The organism is Paenibacillus woosongensis (assembly GCF_030122845.1).
Taxonomy (GTDB): Bacteria; Bacillota; Bacilli; order Paenibacillales; family Paenibacillaceae; genus Fontibacillus; species Fontibacillus woosongensis_A.
The window spans coordinates 1,561,791-1,580,312 of sequence record NZ_CP126084.1 but is presented as its reverse complement, the minus strand read 5'-3'; the positions used below and the strand labels follow the sequence as shown (position 1 = coordinate 1,580,312).

19 protein-coding genes are annotated in these 18,522 nt (G+C 50.6%); 1 reads left to right on the top strand and 18 read right to left on the bottom strand.

Going from position 1 to position 18,522, the window contains the following annotated elements; all coding sequences use genetic code 11:
* Positions 1–48: 48 nt before the first annotated feature.
* The 18 genes from QNH46_RS06870 to QNH46_RS06785 all read right to left on the bottom strand — a co-directional run bounded on the left by QNH46_RS06870 (position 49) and on the right by QNH46_RS06785 (position 17,200).
* Positions 49–768, bottom strand: a complete 720-nt coding sequence (locus tag QNH46_RS06870) for a glycosyltransferase (protein ID WP_283927454.1) — start codon at positions 766–768, stop codon at positions 49–51.
* Positions 765–1,700, bottom strand: coding sequence for an NAD-dependent epimerase/dehydratase family protein (locus tag QNH46_RS06865; RefSeq protein WP_283927453.1), 936 nt, complete (start codon positions 1,698–1,700; stop codon positions 765–767). Before QNH46_RS06865 ends, QNH46_RS06870 begins: the two co-directional genes overlap by 4 nt.
* Entirely contained in the window at positions 1,697–2,524 is an 828-nt protein-coding gene (locus QNH46_RS06860; RefSeq protein WP_283927452.1) for a dTDP-4-dehydrorhamnose reductase family protein, read from the bottom strand. The genes QNH46_RS06865 and QNH46_RS06860 overlap by 4 nt, the downstream gene beginning before the upstream one ends.
* Positions 2,521–3,507, bottom strand: coding sequence for a polysaccharide biosynthesis protein (locus tag QNH46_RS06855; RefSeq protein WP_155609510.1), 987 nt, complete (start codon positions 3,505–3,507; stop codon positions 2,521–2,523). The genes QNH46_RS06860 and QNH46_RS06855 overlap by 4 nt, the downstream gene beginning before the upstream one ends.
* Positions 3,497–4,591, bottom strand: coding sequence for a non-hydrolyzing UDP-N-acetylglucosamine 2-epimerase (gene wecB / locus QNH46_RS06850; RefSeq protein ID WP_283927451.1), 1,095 nt, complete (start codon positions 4,589–4,591; stop codon positions 3,497–3,499). The genes QNH46_RS06855 and wecB overlap by 11 nt, the downstream gene beginning before the upstream one ends.
* A gap of 16 nt (positions 4,592–4,607) precedes the next feature.
* A complete protein-coding gene (locus QNH46_RS06845; RefSeq protein ID WP_283927450.1) occupies positions 4,608–6,059 on the bottom strand; it encodes a glycosyltransferase family 4 protein in 1,452 nt (483 codons plus the stop codon).
* 63 nt (positions 6,060–6,122) lie between these two features.
* Positions 6,123–7,256 (bottom strand): CgeB family protein, encoded by a 1,134-nt coding sequence (locus QNH46_RS06840; RefSeq protein WP_283927449.1) that lies wholly within the window; start codon positions 7,254–7,256, stop codon positions 6,123–6,125.
* A 37-nt stretch (positions 7,257–7,293) separates the two neighbouring features.
* A complete protein-coding gene (locus tag QNH46_RS06835) occupies positions 7,294–8,391 on the bottom strand; it encodes a CgeB family protein (RefSeq protein WP_430691888.1) in 1,098 nt (365 codons plus the stop codon).
* A gap of 466 nt (positions 8,392–8,857) precedes the next feature.
* A complete protein-coding gene (locus QNH46_RS06830; RefSeq protein ID WP_283927447.1) occupies positions 8,858–9,211 on the bottom strand; it encodes a hypothetical protein in 354 nt (117 codons plus the stop codon).
* Entirely contained in the window at positions 9,208–9,558 is a 351-nt protein-coding gene (locus QNH46_RS06825) for an alpha-helical endospore appendage domain-containing protein (RefSeq protein ID WP_283927446.1), read from the bottom strand. The genes QNH46_RS06830 and QNH46_RS06825 overlap by 4 nt, the downstream gene beginning before the upstream one ends.
* A 23-nt stretch (positions 9,559–9,581) precedes the next feature.
* The gene (locus tag QNH46_RS06820; protein ID WP_430691887.1) at positions 9,582–9,893 is read right to left on the bottom strand and encodes a nucleoside-diphosphate sugar epimerase; all 312 of its coding nucleotides are present in this window, start codon (positions 9,891–9,893) and stop codon (positions 9,582–9,584) included.
* A gap of 98 nt (positions 9,894–9,991) precedes the next feature.
* Positions 9,992–11,344 carry a glycosyltransferase family 2 protein gene (locus tag QNH46_RS06815; protein ID WP_283927445.1) on the bottom strand — a complete coding sequence of 451 codons (1,353 nt, stop codon included), beginning with the start codon at positions 11,342–11,344 and terminating at the stop codon, positions 9,992–9,994.
* Positions 11,341–12,375 (bottom strand): GT-D fold domain-containing protein, encoded by a 1,035-nt coding sequence (locus QNH46_RS06810; protein WP_283928368.1) that lies wholly within the window; start codon positions 12,373–12,375, stop codon positions 11,341–11,343. Before QNH46_RS06810 ends, QNH46_RS06815 begins: the two co-directional genes overlap by 4 nt.
* A 45-nt stretch (positions 12,376–12,420) precedes the next feature.
* Positions 12,421–13,152 (bottom strand): sugar phosphate nucleotidyltransferase, encoded by a 732-nt coding sequence (locus QNH46_RS06805; protein WP_283927444.1) that lies wholly within the window; start codon positions 13,150–13,152, stop codon positions 12,421–12,423.
* Positions 13,153–13,179: 27 nt separating this feature from the next.
* A complete protein-coding gene (locus tag QNH46_RS06800; protein ID WP_283927443.1) occupies positions 13,180–13,926 on the bottom strand; it encodes a glycosyltransferase family 2 protein in 747 nt (248 codons plus the stop codon).
* On the bottom strand, positions 13,923–14,915 hold the full coding sequence (locus QNH46_RS06795) for a glycosyltransferase family 2 protein (protein ID WP_283927442.1): 993 nt from the start codon (positions 14,913–14,915) through the stop codon (positions 13,923–13,925). The genes QNH46_RS06800 and QNH46_RS06795 overlap by 4 nt, the downstream gene beginning before the upstream one ends.
* 116 nt (positions 14,916–15,031) lie before the next feature.
* On the bottom strand, positions 15,032–15,847 hold the full coding sequence (locus QNH46_RS06790; RefSeq protein ID WP_155609519.1) for a glycosyltransferase family 2 protein: 816 nt from the start codon (positions 15,845–15,847) through the stop codon (positions 15,032–15,034).
* Positions 15,848–16,042: 195 nt separating this feature from the next.
* Complete coding sequence (locus QNH46_RS06785; protein ID WP_283927441.1) at positions 16,043–17,200, bottom strand: glycosyltransferase family 4 protein; 1,158 nt, start codon at positions 17,198–17,200, stop codon at positions 16,043–16,045.
* A 202-nt stretch (positions 17,201–17,402) separates the two neighbouring features.
* Here QNH46_RS06785 and QNH46_RS06780 point away from each other — a divergent pair, with 202 nt between their 5' ends.
* Entirely contained in the window at positions 17,403–18,494 is a 1,092-nt protein-coding gene (locus QNH46_RS06780; RefSeq protein WP_283927440.1) for a YheC/YheD family endospore coat-associated protein, read from the top strand.
* Positions 18,495–18,522 lie beyond the last annotated feature (28 nt).

Here is an 18,522-nt window from a genome sequence, read left to right as displayed (position 1 = left end):
AATCGAGCCTTTAAACGATAAACTATGAGTATTGCAGCCCGATCTATCTCATACATCCCGATGGCGGTGTATCAGGCGATGGAAAGGCTTTCTGTATCTGGAGCGTACGGAAGCAATTTCTTGTACGATGGAAGATTCATGACGGATCGTTCCCATCCCGGGATGGCGGCGATAAGCAATTAAGGGCTGGTTCACATAGTGAAATGAGTATCCCGCCAACAAAATTCGGCACCATAAATCATAATCATGGGTGTAAGGGAGTCTCTCATCGAAGAGTCCTACCCGCTTAAGCAAGCTGCGCTTGATCATCACGGTACAGCCGTTGATAGGATTACCGCGGGTCAATGTCTCCAGCAGTTCTCGGCGGGTCATGGGCAAAGCGCCTGCCCCAAATTGGGTCACTGTTCCACTCTCATCGATATAATTGAAATTCGTGTGGGAAATGACCGCTTTGTGCCGCAGCATTTCATGAAGCTGTATGCTGATCTTCTCGGGATAAAATATGTCATCCGAGCTTAACCAAGCGATATAGTCTCCCGAAGCATGGCGTATTCCATGGTTTAGTGCAGTAGCCGTGCCCCCGTTTTGCTTGCCCAAATAATGAATACGATGCCTGTAAGGCGCGAGCAGCTCCGCATAGGAAGTAGAGCCGTCGTCCACCACAATGATTTCAATATTGGAATAAGTCTGACCCAGAGCGCTTGATACCGCCTGCTCTATATAAGGACAGTTATAGAAAGGAATGATAATGCTGACCTTTGCACTCATAAATCATCCGCTTCCTCCCTTCGATAATATTCCAAAATATCGCTTACCGAGGTTCCCCAGGGGATTGCCGTACTCCACCCCATCCTGTTCAGCAGCTCGGGCTGTATAAGGGCAGCCCTTTCGGGCATACCTTCTGCTGCTGCTTCAAGGACATCTTCTTCGAGCGGACATTCCGTCTCAGCCAGATTAATGAAACTCTGACACACGTCACCAAGTCTTCTCTCCACTCCGGAACATACCGGATACACCGTGCCCGCTTTTCCCCGGCGGAGAAGCAATTCATAGGCGTCTACCGCATCTCTGACATCTAGAAAGTCCCTTGTTGCGCTGGCTGATGACAGCCGGAAACGCGGTCTGGGCTCCCCTCGTTCCAGAGCGGCAATATATCCCGCCAGCAGGGAGCAAATGCCGGTAGATGGGCCGGGACCGACAAGATTGCAAGGCTCTGCCAATATAACATGTTGATGGAACAGTTCCCCCCATGCCAGGGAGATCACTTCTTGGATCGATTTACTTAGTCCATAAGGATGAGTTGGCTCCACAGGGAAACTCAGGTCAAATTTCAGGCGCGAGCCAGCAATTAATATGGGAATTCTCTCCCGCTGCCTCAAGGCGTTTAACAAATGTATTGTCCCCAATATATTGCTCTCCATATAGAGGATGGGATTTGCCCAGGATTCAGGAACAGAATTTTTGCCGGCAAGATGAAGTACATAATGGGGAGATACGCGTTGAACAAGCTCGCATATATCTGCCTGCCCTTTCAAATCGCACACATGATAATCCACATGATCTATGAGAGGCAGCTTTTTAAGGGAAGAATGGGATCGAACAATCGCAGCCACTCTATAGCCTTTTTCAGCCAGTCTTTTGCAGGCATGCTGTCCGGTAAATCCGGCGGCTCCGGTAACTAGTACGGTGCCCTTATTCATTTTCTTCCCATCCAGTCAGCCATTTCCTCAATCATGCCGCGAAAAGAAGGAAGGGCAAAATGAACATCCTTCCGAGTCGATACCAATGTGCGATCAATGACCGGCTCATCCACAGGAACGATGTTCACATCCTGCTTATTCCAAATCTCCTGAAATAGCTTCAGCATATCATGCTTGTTGAAGGTTTCTGGATGTGCAAGGTGCACGAGCCCGGATAAGGAGGAGTCCAGCACAGAATCGATGGCTTTCGCTAATTGAATTGTTGTCACTCCGTTCCAGAGAACGCGACGATACCCGTTTACTGTTCCTTGTTGGCCTAAGAACCACTGCAGCAAGCCAATACCCTGATCGCGTATTTCGGGACCGATAATCGATGTCCGAATCGTAAGATGCCCCTCATCCCGAACCTCACCTAGCGCCTTCGTGACTGCATAGGTGGATGTACCGTCAGTCAGATCATTTTCCGTGTACTTCCCTTTACTGCCAAGGAATACGCAGTCCGTACTAATGTGGATTAACCGGGCAGACAGCGCGTCTGCTGCCCGCCGGAGACGGTGCGGGAGAAATCCGTTAATATGGTAAGCTGCTATTGTATTCTGGGCCGCGAAATGGTTGAGCACACCTACCGCATTAATGATGACATCCGGCCTGACGAGCTGAACGGCCCGTTCTACTGCTGAAATGTCATCCACATCAAGAATGAGCGACCCGGGGTCGCTCGTGTCCCGGGTCGTATAAAATACGCGATGCTTCCCCTGCCGCTGGAAATAACGAACCAATACATGACCTGCCATTCCGTTACCGCCGATAATGAGTATTTTCATGATATGAATCCTCCGCGAATCAATAAATTCCGGATTTCGTCTTTATCCATTAAATTGTGCTCCGAGCTGAAGCTCTCAAACGGAACAAGAGGGTACTGGCTGTATCGCTCCTTTAATTCTGGAATATCCAGATTGGGGAGAATAACCAAGTATTCTCGATCGTACACTATGGTAGTCATGCTCTCGTATTCACTCATCAGAATCTCGTGTATTTTCTCGCCAGGGCGGATCCCAGACTCGATAATCTCCACATTTTCCTTGCCCGACGCCTCAATCAGCACCTCTGCTAAGTCAACAATGCGGCAGGTCGGCATAGACATAACGAAGATTTCTCCGCCGATACTTTCGATAGAAGCCTTGAATAGCAAGCTTATGGCGTCCGGAAGTGTGAAAAAGAAACGCGTCATTTTCAAATCTGTAATGCGTACATGATTTTTATTGGCAATCTGGCTTTTAAATAAATGAACTACACTGCCATTGGTGCCAAGTACATTTCCACCGCGCACACAGACGAACTTCGTATCGCTTTGCAGCAAGTTGGCATACACGATCAGCTTCTCCCCGATCGCCTTGGTCATGCCGTAGAAATTAGAAGGATTCGCCGCCTTATCCGTTGAAATATAGATTACCTTTTTTACTTTGTTCTCCATTGCTGTCTCAATGACATTCTGTGTGCCGACAACATTCGTCTTCAAAGCCTCATAAGGTTGATCTTCACAGACGGGAACATGCTTCAATGCAGCCAAATGATATACGATATCCACATTCTTGCACGCATCCATAAGGGCTTCTTTATCACGAATATCGCCGATACGGAACGTGAGTCGCGGATCCTCAAATGCCCGGCTCATAGCAACCTGGGTAGACTCGTTACGTGAAAATACGATGATTTCCTTCGGCTGCTGAAGTAATAGCTGCTTAACCAGCTCATACCCCCACGACCCGGTTCCCCCGGTCACGAGAATGACTTGATTAGTGAACATTCACCTTCCCCCCCAACACGAATTTAACAACTTTTTGCGAGACTCGTTCTTCCAAGTATCCTTCGGGACAAGACCAGGACCGATCCAGACCAATCATCAGCTCCACTGCAGCCGCGATTCTCTGTGAATCGAGTCCGGATACGACGTTGCTGCCGCAATCTACGGTTTCGGGTCTTTCTGTTGTTCTGCGAATCGTAACCGTGGGCACTTGCATGATGCAGCACTCTTCCTGTACGGTACCGCTATCCGTTAAAGCGCAGCGGGCATGCCTCTCCAACTTCACGAAATCGAAAAAGCCGAAGGGCTCATGGAACTCGACTAACGGATTCATTCTTATTTTCAGATCGCTGTCGATCCGGGACTTCGTTCGGGGATGAATGCTGCAGATCAAACGCTGGCCATAGGCCTCGGCTACTTTGTTCAATCCTTCCATGATCTCTTGCAAATGGCCGGGATGATCCACATTCTCCGCACGGTGCGTCGTAACTAGAAAATACTGGCCGTGCTTGAGCTTTAGCCGATCCAGTATATCGCTGTTGGCAATGAATGGCTCGTAATGCTTCATGACCTCATAAATCGGATTGCCCGTCAAAATAATTCGCCTGCCCGGAACCCCCTCCGCTAAGAGATGCTGCTTGCTTTGCGGGGTATAAGGCATATTAATTGTAGATATCGTATCTATTAGTTTGCGATTCTTCTCTTCAGGCACCTCTAGATCAAAGCAGCGGTTCCCTGCCTCCATATGGACGACGGGAATACCCATCCGCTCAGCCAATATGGCGCACAGCGCACTGTTCGTGTCACCAAGAAGCAGGATCCGATCCGGCCGCTCCGCGCTTAATATCGATTCCATCTGCGAGAACATGGCCGCCAGTTGATGACCTAGCGTAGTATTGCGGTTATTAAGAATATAATCCGGCTGTCTGAGACCGAGCTCTTGGAAAAAAATATCACTAAGACTGGTATTGAAGTTTTGCCCGGTATGCACGAGTATATGCTTATCGGCATAACGATCCAGCAGAGGAATAATCAAGCTGAGGCGAATAATTTCCGGACGCGTTCCGAGGATCGTCATTATCTTCACTTTCTCATCTCCCTGTTCACAGTCTCTTCTTATCTTTTCTTCTTCTTCGCATAGGGCTAACCCGCCGGATGGAGCGTATACTCCGCGCTCCGGGTTTCACTCGAGCCTTGCTCCCCTTACGCCCCTGTTTTAGACGCTTCGGGTTCATGACGAGCTTTCGGCTCTTTATGCTCTGCAGCCGTTTTCGCGCAGAAGGCAACAGCCTGGCCTTTTTAGCCCTGCGCCGAGTCTTTGGACTCGATCGTACGGGGCGGAGCGAAGGCGGATCTGCCACAGGGACCGCACTAGAAGTCCCGCCGCCAATGTGGTTCAACATGGCCTGCAGATTAGCTTCATAAGCCTCAGGACCGAAGCAGGCTTCAATCTGAATTCGGTTGCTGCGGCCGACGGATTCTATTAAACCCGGCTCATCAAGGAACCGGGATACTCTTGCGCTAAGCTCGGAATAATCTCCGACAGGAGCGAGAAACGGCTGGTTTCCTGTAAATCGTAATATTTCTTCCAGGCCTCCGGATGCATAAGCAATGACCGGCTTTTCCATGATCATAGCCTCCATTGCCGTTAGGCCGAAGCCTTCCTCCTTCATACTGGGGACAATAACCACATCCATCGCGCTGAATGCTGATTCGATATCTGACACATAATCGATAAATATGAACCGTTCCGCATAAGGGGACTCGGTGATCCTTTGCCGAAGCTTAAGATAGAACGAGTTGTTCGCTTCAGCGCCGATAATCACAAATTTGCTCTGCTCATATCGCCCTGCCAGTATCAGGGCTGCTTCGATAAAATGATCCGGCCCTTTCTCAGGAATCAAATAGGACGATATATAACCAATCACCCTATCATCAGAATTCACTTTCCATTGCTGTCTCTGCTGCTCGCGCAGCTGCGGCCACATATGGGGGTTAAAATCGCTCCAAGACCAAGAAGGAAATAAGATACTGAGTTTCCCGGCAGAGCAACCGCTTAAAGGAGCGGCTGCAGATTCCGAAATGCATACAATCCAGTCACTGTACTGGTCGATATTTCGAATAGAAGTTCCCGTATACTCGTTGCTGGCAATCACTTCGGTAATATGCCAAATAACAGGTATACCCATGGATTTGGCTGCCATTGCCGGGACCACGTGGGTGCTGGTATTAACTAGTACATAATCCGGCCGTTCTGCGGCTAGAAGCCGGGAAGTTTCTTTAAACGCTGCTCCCGTCAGCAAATCGTCGGCTTGCTGCGCTAAACCTTCATGAGGCAAACACATTCCGTATAGGAGCGGAATATTCTGTACAATCGTTCTTATTCCGCATCTGTCGGCTAGCCGTGTTAACAGGCCTTCTTTGGGAACAACGATGACGCACTGGAAATAAGGCGATAATCTCGTGGCCAGAAAGAGCAGCAGCTTCTCCGCTCCTGTAATATTCCTCTTGTTGCAAATATGCGAGAACAACAACAGCTTCTTCAATTCTGACATAACGGCCTCTCCTTCTCAGGGGCAAGGAGAGCCTCACCTCCCTGTACGGTAATGACAAACCGTCTAACCAAATATCCGGCTGAGCATTTCATGAAGTCGGTGGGAATACGTATGCTCGCGATACGTTCTTTCCAAAGCGCGCAGCGCAATCTCACGCCGCTCCGTCTCATGATCCAAATAAAAATTAACTTTGTCGTACAGCTCGCTTGGATTGCTGAAGGTCTCGATTTCCTGGCCTGGAATATAGAAGCTGGCCAAGTCATCCCGCACATCAGCAAGCTGCAATGTTCCACAGGCGGAGATTTCAAATGTCCGGGGGTTGGGAGATGCGGCCGTAAGGCCGACCGAATTGTTATTCACGGTCGTATCATAAGGAGAACGATGCATATTCAGCACGATTTTTGAGCCGCTATATACTTCTGCCGTTTCGCCAGGCCCCATCCATTTTCCAATTTCAATCCGGTCTGGATAGGATGCATATTCAGGCAGCCGGTCCCACCAAATTCCATTAATCGTTAAGCCCTTTTCCATGAGGCCGCCAATGATCGGCTGCAAAAATTCAATCCGATTCCAGTAGGCCGAGCCGATAAAGCTGATTGCACGCCGAACAGGGGAACGGGTTAACGTGGGGCGGTAATGGCCTACATGAGCTGCAAAAGGTAAATAATGTACATTGTTGCACCCTGCAGAACGGTAGAAATCCAGGCAATTGCGCTCCAGGGTAAATACATAATCATAATGAGGCGCAGTTCTTATGGTTATATCCGTGTAATAAGGATCATCCGTCAGCCAAATAGCGGTTCGAATCCCTTTAGCACGTACCGCGTCTACTTGTTCTACAGGCAGCTCCATCCCATCCAGTACAAGCATCAAATCGGGCAAAGAGCTCGACACAAGTTCCGACACCGGCTGCTTGGGCCCCGCCACGCTCACTTCTGCTGCCAGCGTTTGGAGAGTGGCAATAATAGCCTCATCGATGGGAGCATAAGGGAAGCCCTTGCCTGAGGATACATAGAGAACCTTTAAAGCTCTTTTCGGGAAATGAATAGGGGCTGCCTCCACGATCGTTTTTGCACGCCCGCGTAAATATCCCTCCTCGAAGCCATGCTTTAACCCAGCCTCCCTTCCCCTCCTGCTTGAATCATGAGCTTCTCCTTCCCGTATAGCCGTTGATTGTAAATCCGAATGAACGAACATATCGTCACTCCCTCTTGATTATCGCGTCGCTAGTTGCTTACTTGATTTGCAATGCAGCAAGCAAACTTGTAATACGCCGATGAAACGTATGCTTGGATCGAGTCGTCCACAAGGCGCGCCAGGCCATTTGGATACGTTCATGATCGTGGCTCAAATAATAATCGATTTTAGCTTGAAGTTCAGCCGCATCAGCAAAAGTCTCAATGTCATGCCCTGGTTTATAATGCAGTGTCAAATCGCTCCGGCAATCCGTCATTTGCAATGTTCCGCATCCGCCGATCTCATAGGTTCTGGGATTAATTGAGCCCCCGGGAATATTCAGCCCATTCCGGTTATCCGATCCGGGCTCCGTAGGACGATGAAGATTAATAACGATTTTGGCCCCGTTATAGTACGACACCGTCTCTTCTGGCTCGATCCATTTGTTGCTAATAAACCTGGACAACAGGCCGTAGTTAGCCAGGCGCTCCCAATGCTGCCCCGCAATGAACACTTTTTTGTCTTGCAGGTAAGAAGCCATCTGATCAAATAGCTTTGCTCGGTTCCAAAAAGCATTGCCGATAAAGCAGATATCGTAATGATATTGCAGTGAAGAACGCACCGGGCGAAACATTTGCGGATTCGCCGCAAGCGGAAGATAATGAACCCTCCGGCAGCCGATTCTCTGATAGAGCTCGACGCATTCCAGTTCATGCGTAAATACTTCATCATAGGCTAGAGCTATCCTAACCGTATCATCCGTAAAATAGGGGTCGTCGACAAACCATATCGCCGTACGGATTCCCAGCCCGCGGATGGCCTGGATTTGCTCCTCATGCTCAGGAGGAAATACATGGAGACCATTCATTACGAGGACCAAGTCAGGGCGGAAGGAGACCGCCATAGCCAATGCGGACCCAGGGGCGGCCACGGCGGACTCTTCCGTCAGCTCGCTTAGCGCCTCCGCTACCCCGCGATCGATCGCCTCGAAGCCTTGAGGAACATAGAGAACGCGGCATTTGCTTTTGCTAGGCGATTCTTGCTTAGAGACTCGCTCCAGAACAGCCTGGCACCCGCCGAACCTATAGCCCTCAAGAAACCCATCCTGGTAGGCTTTGCTAGTATCCGGATTATTTAAGCTTTCCAAGGCATTCATCCTATCTATATTGAAATTTCCTAGGTCTGTATAAATATATGCTTGGAGGGCATGTGCATCATGGACGACTACCCGGAACCCTCATAAATTGGCGAATGCCACGAGAAAGCGGGCCTTCCCGGTAGTGCCGGAGTAATAGCCCGCTTACAGTCAAACTCTATTCTTATAAGATAATTTATGGCCATCTTCAAAGCCTTTAGAGAATCCCGAATTGAATCCCTCCTGGTAGGCTTCATCATAGGCCTGTTGAAACAAGGCCGGATCATGTACCGAGGGCGCTGGCAAAGCAACTGGTAGTTCTTGCACTGGAATCCCTGCTGGGGAAGTTACAGCGCGGGCCGGCGGAACGGCCGTTTTTTTTCGCCGCGATCGCCCACGCCTGATTCTGTGGCCCGATTTCCGGACAAGATGCCTGCGTCTGCGTCTAACTAATCGTTTGTGTTTGCCCCTTATACCTGTTCTTCTTCTAACCAGTTTCGTACGGCGCTTTCGCCGGGTCTTGATCGTTAACATGGATTAAATCCTCCCGTACTCCTCGGGCTGCGATGTTTGCCGGGTAACAAGAATCCATAATCCAAGGCATTGAAGGAGTTCCATAGTTTACTTGATGCAGTGTAATACCGCATACCGTTTGCGCAATGGCTTGCTGATACCTGGCCAGAACTTGGATATTATGAGCTAAACGGCGGGCCGTCTCAGCCGAATGATCCGTCACATCCGCCAGACTGTCCAAAATTCGCGCCATCGCTGTTTGGCTCCTAGCAATCGAATCTATCAGCCGCAGCTTAGATGCCTCGACAGAGCCGATACCCGCTGTCATTTACCCGAGTCCTCCAAATCAAAGGAACCGCTGAATAATCCGTCAAATCCGCCATCGGCAGAGCCCGACTCATCCTCATCGGATTTGAGCACAGCCTTCAAATTACCGTTAAAACCGTTCTGCAGCTTAGTTAACCCGTCTATCACTTCAACCAGCTGTTCATGAATATCGAGCGGTTCCGACAGCATCTTCTCGTGGCTTTCGAAGCTCCCCCCATGCACATGGTTTATAATCCAATTCCGCGCTTTTTCAACCTCTACTGCCTTTGCCTCTAAAATCATAGCCACATTCCATTGAACCTTGGCTGCTGCATCCAACACATTCATAAAAGACTGTTCTCTGCTCATGATATCATCCCCACTCTAGCAACCTATTCTTCATCCTGATCTTTTAACTCCTTGACCACGAGCTCCAAATTTTCCGCCATGGCATCCTGCAGCTCGGCAATTGAATTCAAATAGGAGACAACGCTCTTGTTAATGCGCCCCGCGCTTTCAATCAACCCGTCGGTTCCATCGAAAGCCGGTTCAGCATCAGGAATAGCATGAATAATCTGCGCTATTCGCACGGCAACCTGCCTCTCCGCATCGAGGATTCGCGCGATTTGCGCATGCGAGTGGGACATATGAATGATGAGTTCTGTGATCTTCTGTTCCACCGGGATTCCCCCTACTTTACTCAATTATGCCGGGTACAAGGTTTGATTGTGCATCGGTCCCGGCTTCATCTGTTCCAGCATATGCGAGGCTGGCCCTCGCCGTTACTGCTATGAATGGGGGTTTATAGATCCTCCGACTTCAATCGGGGAGGCGGCAGGATCGGCACGCCCTCCTCGAACTTTCTCAACTCCTCTGGTGAAATAGGATCCGGCTCGATAGATAGACCCCATTGGCCGCAAGCATAATCCGAAGCAATTTCTCGCAGGCGGCCTTGATCGACTTGATATAAATAACCGTTCCCGCACCGAACTACCGCCCCCTCCCGCACAAATCCTTTTTCCTGATAAGCGGATTTCCCCCTTGAATACCGGGTTCCCGTAGGAATTTGTACCAAATCAATGACCGATAGCCTAGTCGGCTTATTCGGCATGTTACCGGACGGCACATCAATGAACGGGTATTTAACACCGTGCTCCAGCCAAAATAGCCTCCCAGCCCCTTCCACCCAGACATGCGTCGGAAAAAAATCACTGGATTTACGATGGCAGAGCCTGCCCTTTTGGGTATTCAAACGTTGAAGAAGTTCAAAGGGTTTTCCCCATTTTTCATGGAAGAGGCTCTCATTCCTGTGATTCACGACTAAATATCGATCTTCGCCGAGCCCCTTCATGGTCACGCTTCCGATATGATGGACGAATGTATCCCCGGCAATAATTAAATGCTTGCCCTGCAGCCGCAGGCGCAGCATCCAGTCATCATCCTCAAAGTTGCCAATCTCAAATCCCTCATCGAAATAGCCAACCTCTTCAAATAGCTCACGTCGAAACAATACACAAAAGCCTACAAGCCGATCGGTCTCCCGCCATTTGGATCTGTCCGCCACATTGTAATTCGCCGCGAAAGATTCCATTTCCGATCGGCTGACATAATCAGTATCTATCTGCTGCTCGCCGCCGATATAATTCGTAACCGGACCGATCGCCGCATTCGGATTGCTCTCCAGTACGGCGAGCATTTGCTTAAGCCAGCGTTCAGACACGATAACATCGTTATTTAACAGCACGATCTTTTGCCCCTTGGCCATCATCAATCCAGTATTTACAGCGCTAGCAAATCCTAAGTTCTTGCGATGGCTGCCGACGCGAATCGCGCCCCTTCGCCTCTGCAGCGCCTCAGTTGTTCCATCTGAAGAGCCATCGTCAACGACGATAATTTCATAGGGCTGCTCTGTATGAGCTTCGATACTGTCTATGCACTGCAGAAGCAGTTCTTTTTGATTATAAGTAGGAATAACAATGCTCGTGCCTTCAAAAGGAATGGCAAAAGTGCGCTGCCCCTCCTCTACCCCAAGCCGGTAACCGGCCTGAAATCCGGCCCGATACTCCACAGCAGATTTCCGCTTTGAGCGGCTAATCGCCTCTGCCCGTTCCTTCTGCACAGCCCGGCGCAGAGGCAGATACCTTCCTCGGCTCATCCGTTCACCTCCACTCCCGGCAGCAAAAAGGTCCCCCCGCTCACCAGCCGATCTGCTAAATGCCCTATGTCAAATGACACCTTGCCTAATTCTTGAGCGATGGCCGTGCAAATCATAACAGCGGCTACCCCGGCTGCTACCAAGGCAAGATCAAATTCAATCGAAGCGGCTTGTTCTATAATCCGCTGCACGTCATGCACTCCCTTAACCGGAGTGATGATTCCGGTAACTTCCAAACCGTGGCTGCCTAGCACGTCCGCTAATCCGGCCGCCTTATTTCCGATAAGAAGCAGCTGCCGCCCGGAAAGCATTCGAGATAGCAATCCTTGTTCATGCAAGGCATAGTTCACCGTAGAGGAAGTCATTCTCAGCATACGGTGGGATATGCCGTGCTGATTCAAGGCCGGAAATAACAAACCTTGGAACGAAGGATGACGAGAGACGGGAATTCCAACGATATTCGCTTGGCGGATGGATTCCGCCAATGAGCGGCGGGCAGCCGTATCAGGAAGTGTTACTCCCGCGTAGGGAAGGAATGGCCCCAAAAGCTTGGCCTCTTCCACGGAAATGATCATATCATGTGCCAAGGTGAGGACTTCCCCGTCGCCGAGACGTATGACTGATAACGGCTGCCGCTGTTCCAGAGCACGAATGACTGCCGCACATACTGCCGTGGGAGACATGACTGGAACGAGCGACGCTGTTACTTGCTGAATCCCCAAGGCAATTACGTCATCTATAGTAAGATCCGGCAGCAAGGTGTAAGGAGGGAGCTGACGTTCAACCTTGGCTTCACCACCCTCATAATAACCTTGCCGGTAACCTTCGTCATAGCTGCAGCCTGCGGCCTTCCCTGATATAGCTATATCCTCTTCGAGAGGATCGGACGAAGGCGCAAAAGAGGATTCCACGGGAAGCCGTCCATTTGCTATGCTCGACCGGTTCCGTGACGGCGTTCGCTTCCCCGTCCTTGTGCGGCGTCTTGCCCTGTTCCAATTACGCCTTCGGCGCCTTGCCCGTCTGCTGTGCATTCTATCCAAAATATGCTTCCTCCTCTCACTCATTATGGTGATTGTTTAAGGAAGCACCCCCCTCATTCGCACCCCAGCCTCCAGCAATGATTCGAACGTTCCTGCATCTCCCCACCATAATTGGAGAATATCGTATTCCAGCTTCCCATCTCTAGCGTATAAATTGTTCACATCGGTAATTTCCAGCTCGCCCCGGGCAGAACGGCTGATTGCATGAATTCGATCAAAGACCACATCATCATACATGTAGATTCCCGTCACGGAATAGTTGGATTTCGGTTTCGCCGGCTTCTCTTCAATGTAAGAAATTAATTCGGGACGTGACTGGTCAAACACCGGAACCCCATACCTCCTGGGATCATCAACCGGTTTAAGCAGCACTCTCGCACTTCCGTAGCCCTGCTTCACAAAACTCTGTACGTAAGGCGTCAAATCATCCAAAAATAAATTATCCGCCAAGAGCACAACGAATTTCTCTCCGGGCCCAATAAAACTATGAGCCAAATTTAGGGCCTCGGCAATGCCGCCAGCGGTTTCCTGTATGCGATATGTCAGGTTTACCCCCAGGCTCTCCCCGCTACCCAAATAATTGGTATACAGTCCTGCTGATTGCTTGCCGATCACAAGAAGAATATCCTTGATCCCTGCTTGCCGGAACCGTTCAATGCCATAGCTAATCATCGGATAGCTCCCGACCGGAAGAAGATGTTTATTTACGATTCGAGTCAACGGGTGAAGACGGGTTCCCGTTCCCCCCGCCAAAATGACACCTTTCATCTGCTTCCCTCCCCAAAGCCGTTTTTGTCAAAGGTATATCCATGGGTCGATCCCCCACTTATCGATAAATTTCTGACGATTGCTCTCGATCAAGTCGTTCCAGCCGCCTGGATTTGCTGACGCAAAGCTGGCGCTTCCAATATGATATACGAGTGTATCCCCGCTGATAATCAGCCGAAAGCCATGCTGACGGGCACGGTAGCAGTAATCATCATCCTCGTAATGCCCTGGCGAGAATCGCTCATCGAACGGTCCGACGATTTCCCACAACTTTCGTTTGAATAAGAAGCACAGGCCGACAATACGCTGGGCTTCGAGCCACTTGGCCGGATTTGAGCGGTTATGCCTGCATGCGATTTGCATGAACTCTTCCTGTGTATCCCATACAACATCCACTTGCTGGCGTCCGCTCGCATAGTTCGTAACCGGCCCCACGATTCCTACGTCTTCCGCACTGTAAAGCGCAAGAAGCATGTTGGACAGCCATTGCGGCGTGACGATGACATCGTTATTCAGAAGCAGCAGTTGGTCGCCGGAAGCGATGGCTAGCCCTCTATTGCATGCGGCCGGAAATCCTTCGTTTGTAGGCAGCGCTATAAATGTAAGACCTTCTTGAATGCAATATTCCTTCGTCCCATCCGTAGATCCGTTGTCGACGACGATAATTTCATACGGAACTTCGGTATGCCGGCGGATCGATTCGATGCAGGAGGCCAGCAAAGGCAATCCGTTATGAGTCGGGATAATGATGCTGGTCAGCTTCTCCTCGCTCATCTGCCATTCCTCTTTCTAGCCAGCTCGCTGCGCGGCAGCCTTGTCATATTCAGTCTGCGCCCCTGCAGGCGCATTACTGCTTCAAACGCTTCGATATGATCGCCAAGGATCAGCCGGGATACTTCATTTCCGTTGCCGACATTTCCGCTGCGCAGCCGGTTGTTTCTCACCACATCCACCGGGCGTGGAGCCCGGATCTTCAATCCCTGCGCGATCGCCAGCGCCTGTGCCTTCGGCGGCACGATTAGCGCTGTGGTTCCAAGAGAAGCCAGGGCCCGCCGGGACAAAGCATGGGGAACAGCGGTCAAGGAATTTGCCTTCAAATCGGGGCGCCCCAGCATATAGTTAAGAAACATCTTGCTGTGGGTCACAGCATCCTGTTTGGAGAATGGCGGCAAGTAGGGGGAAATGTCATTCAGAACCACATCAATCCCATTTTCGGCTTCCACTAGAAATGGAGCAAAGTCCTCAGCAGCAAGGACAATGTCGCCGTCCGCGAACAACACGGTATCGCCGCTAGCAAGCGAGGCTCCTATAGCGCGGGCCACATCATGCCCCAGCCTCTCAGGGTAGCTTACTACCGTTACTCGCTCATTGCTTTCGATTGAACGAAAGCTGCCATCCTTGCACCCGTTCAGTACGACGATAATTTCCTGAATGGGCAGCCGAAGCAATTCAGCTATAACGGCTGCAATCGTGCTCCCCTCATTGCAGGCAGAAACAACCGCTGACGCCTTCCCATACAGCGGCAACGGAATTCCATGTACCGTCTGCTTTGCAATCCTGTTGTACCCGCGGCGGTAAGCATTCGAAATGGCCAGCACGCTTCGCCAAGGCAGTGTTTTATTGCATTTTTCCCCATACCATTCCTTATAGGAAGTCTGCATATGCTCATACGAGTGCGGGTTTTCCATCTGCGATACAGCCGCGGCATTACCGGCACAATAAGCCTTCTCCTCAAGCTCTTCCCATCTCATTCTGGATTTCATTTGCGGTTTTGAAGCTCTTTTCCGCTGCTGATGGCTGGGGCGTCTTCGGACTTGAAATTGATCGGCAGAGCGCCGCCTGCTTATCAACATTTCGTATTTTCTTCTCTGCATGCCTCTCACCTCACCTTGTCTCGCCTGCGTCCGAGGTCCCCATATCCCCCACGCGGGCCTTGTTCTAGAATGAGTCGATGCACGGCTTCCAAATGATCTCTAGCGATCAGGCTGATTAGCGGATCAGCTCTCCTGTTTTTGTATTTAACCGGATTTATTCTGCCGACTTGAATGGCGTGCACGGCTTTTACTTTGCATCCTCGAAGCACCGCAATTGCCAGGGCCAGCGGCGGCACCTCCAGCGCGCTATACCCAATGGCTTCGATCGCCTTGCGACTCATGGCATGAGGAACCGCCGTCAGGGAAGCTCCTTTCAAATCGGATCGGCCCAGCATGGCATTCAGCGAAAATTTAGCCAACACGACGGGATGAACTTCCCGGCCTGCCATGAGCCCCGAGTAATCGTTCAAAGCCACGTCCACTCCCTCGTGTACCGCCTTAATGAAGGGCCGAAGCTCCCTAGCAGGAATAACCATATCAGCGTCAATAAATAATAATATTTGTCCTCTTGCAGCCTCAGCGCCGACACGGCGTCCAACATCATGTCCGAGCGGCTCCGCAGCCGCGATGACGCGGGCGCCGCATCTCCTGGCCAAGGTTTCTGTTCCATCCGTCGATCCGTTAGCCACGACGATGACTTCGCTGCGAGGATGAACCCTGCGAGCTTCATAGAGAACGCCCTTTAATGTACTTCTCTCGTTCATCGCTGGAACAATGATAGACACTGCTGGGTTTGGATGATTTGTCACGCGCCAATTGGGCCGTTTGTAGTATGGGATCTGCCGCGCTGAGCGGCGTGCCAGCTTGCGTTTCCTAAGCATGTTATTCACCTCCCTGTCCCAGCTGCTTCTGCATCGGAGAACGAATAGGGCTTTTTGTACTACCTTTTACAGTGTATGTTTGCAGGGGGGCATTGCAACGGCAAACGTACAGTCCTTTTCCGTCCGGAAAAAGACAAAAGACTATACTCGGGCGGATCATTCCGCGAGTCCGAGTATAGTCTTTTGTTTGGCCTGCTACCTGCTTGCCTTCTGGCCTTTCATCAAGCGGACCCAACGGGCCGAAGTATGCTGCCAACGAAACCTGCGGCGCGCCAGCTCCCGGCCTGCCCGCCCCATCTTCTTGCGCATCTCTTCGCTGCCAAGCATAGCAACAATGCCCTTCGCCAGATCCTTGGGTATCGAAGCCGGCGGAAGGAGCATGCCAGATTCTCCATCAATGACGACTTCGGGGATGCCTCCAGCCCGGCTGGCCACGATAGGAACCGCCGAAGCCATCGCCTCAACGTTGACCAAACCGAAGGCCTCTTCTTCCCCGGACGGAACGACCACAAGATCGGCCAAGTTATACCAATCGGCAACGCTTGGATAAGGTGCATACGGAAGAAACGCCACTCTATCCCCAAGCGACTCCGCCATTCTTTTCAGTCGCCTGACATACTGACTCTCCCGGTTGATTCCGTAATATGCGCCGCCTACAATAACGAGCATCGCATCCTTCTCTTGCTGCAAAATTGCAGGCAGAGCCTTCAGCAAATGATGAACTCCCTTGGAAGGCAGCAAGCGGCCGATGAACAGAATAATTTTACGTTGCCTCCACCCCAAATCCGCAAGCCTGGCCTGTCTTAAGTATTCACCGGGCGAGGTCCATCGCGGCGTGAAATCTTCGAGACTTACCCCCAGTGGATTAACGGAAACCGGCGTCTGAAGCGCTGGAAAACGCCGACGAAGCTCCTGCTGCAAAAATTCGCTGTTCACGATGATTCGATCCACCTTATCCAATAAACAGCGCATCCCTGCAGCCGACTGATAGGAGGCAGAAAAATAAGTTGTTGAATGAAAGGTCAGGAATACCTTGGCCATCGGCAGCCTGCTCTTCAATTGATAAGCAAGCAATGGGCGATTATGAACATCGATCCGGTCAGGATGCCACTTTCTCAAGTGGCTCAGCAGCGAAGTTAAATATAACCTGCCGCCAGGCATGCGAAAGCAAGGGATAGATGCCGGGCTCCCCGGGCTTTGGATCTGACCGTCCGATAAGCCGAATATTCGAATATCCAGTTCGCTTGCAGCCAATGAAGCCACCTTCTCGATTACCCGTTCGACGGAGCTGCTATGTCCTGATGGAATCATAAAGGTTCCTGGCGTAATGACCGCTACTTTTAGTCTGCTCATTCGATCCGCTTCCTCCCCGCAAAATTACACCCACATTCCAAAATATGCATATTCCTCCGGTAAGGTTAATAACCCCAGAAAGCATCCTGCAGCCTGTTTTTCGCCCTAAAACAGGCTGTTGCTACAGCACAGTCGTCCACGCTTTTTAGGACATTACACATAAATTATTCGTAAGAGACGTAAACAAAAAGGAGGAAAATCCATGGGGCAAGACCGTGTCGGTATTCTGCTAAACTCCAGCATGTACCGGGGAATTCCCCAGCGTAAAACCGGCCAGGAATCAATAGCTAATTATGAAGAGGCGGCGCGGGCAAACGGATTCATTCCTTGCTTTCTGAGATTAGGGGATATCGATACCGGATCAAACAGAAGTGTTGCGTACGTACAGGATGGCTACGATTATGTCAAAAAGACGATCCCTACGCCGAGGGTCATTCATAACCGTGCTCTCTACAAGGATGCAGGCTCGCACCGTAAAATCAACTCCCTTATATCGCAAGGGGTTTGCATCTTTAACGTAAACAACCGTTATGGAAAAAACGTCATCCACCGTATCTTGCAGGAGGACCCTCGTCTATCGGAATATCTTCCGGAAACCGCAGAAGCTTCTCCCGCTTCTCTGCGAAGAATGATGGCGAAATACGATGATCTTGTGCTGAAGCCTGTACGCGGTTCGGTCGGCTACGGAATTATGAGAATCCGGCGGGACGATGCGACCTGGAAGTTAATGTACCCTGGCAAAACAAAGAGAGGATGGATCACGGACAGAATCGCCAAAGAGAATGTTCCGGCATGGCTTCATCGCAGGTTCGTCCAAACCCCCTATCTCATACAGCAGCGCATTCCGCTTGCTGAATACGATGCCAGGCCGCTAGACCTGCGCGTTACCGTTCAGCGCGGCGCCTTCGGCACATGGGGCATCACTGGGATGTTCGTCAAGATCGCTCCCATGAACAGCTTTCTCTCTAACCTTGGCAAAGGGGGACAGCCATATCCCGTAGAAGTGCTGGCGCAATGTCTTCCCCCAAAAACGGTACCGGATATCCTTTACCATGTAGAATATGTATCGCTCACCATAGCGAAGCATTTATCCTCACGCCTCCCTCTGCTCGCAGACATCGGGATCGACATTGGCTTGACTGAGAAAGGGCAGCTCTATTTCATCGAATGCAATGGCAGAGATCAGCGTTACGGTTTCAGAAAGGCCGGATTGACAGGCATTTGGAAAGATACGTATCAGCGGCCTATGGATTTCGCGAGATATTTATATGACCGAGATAAAATTCAAGACTGACATAACTAATAGAAGTCCAAATTCGCAC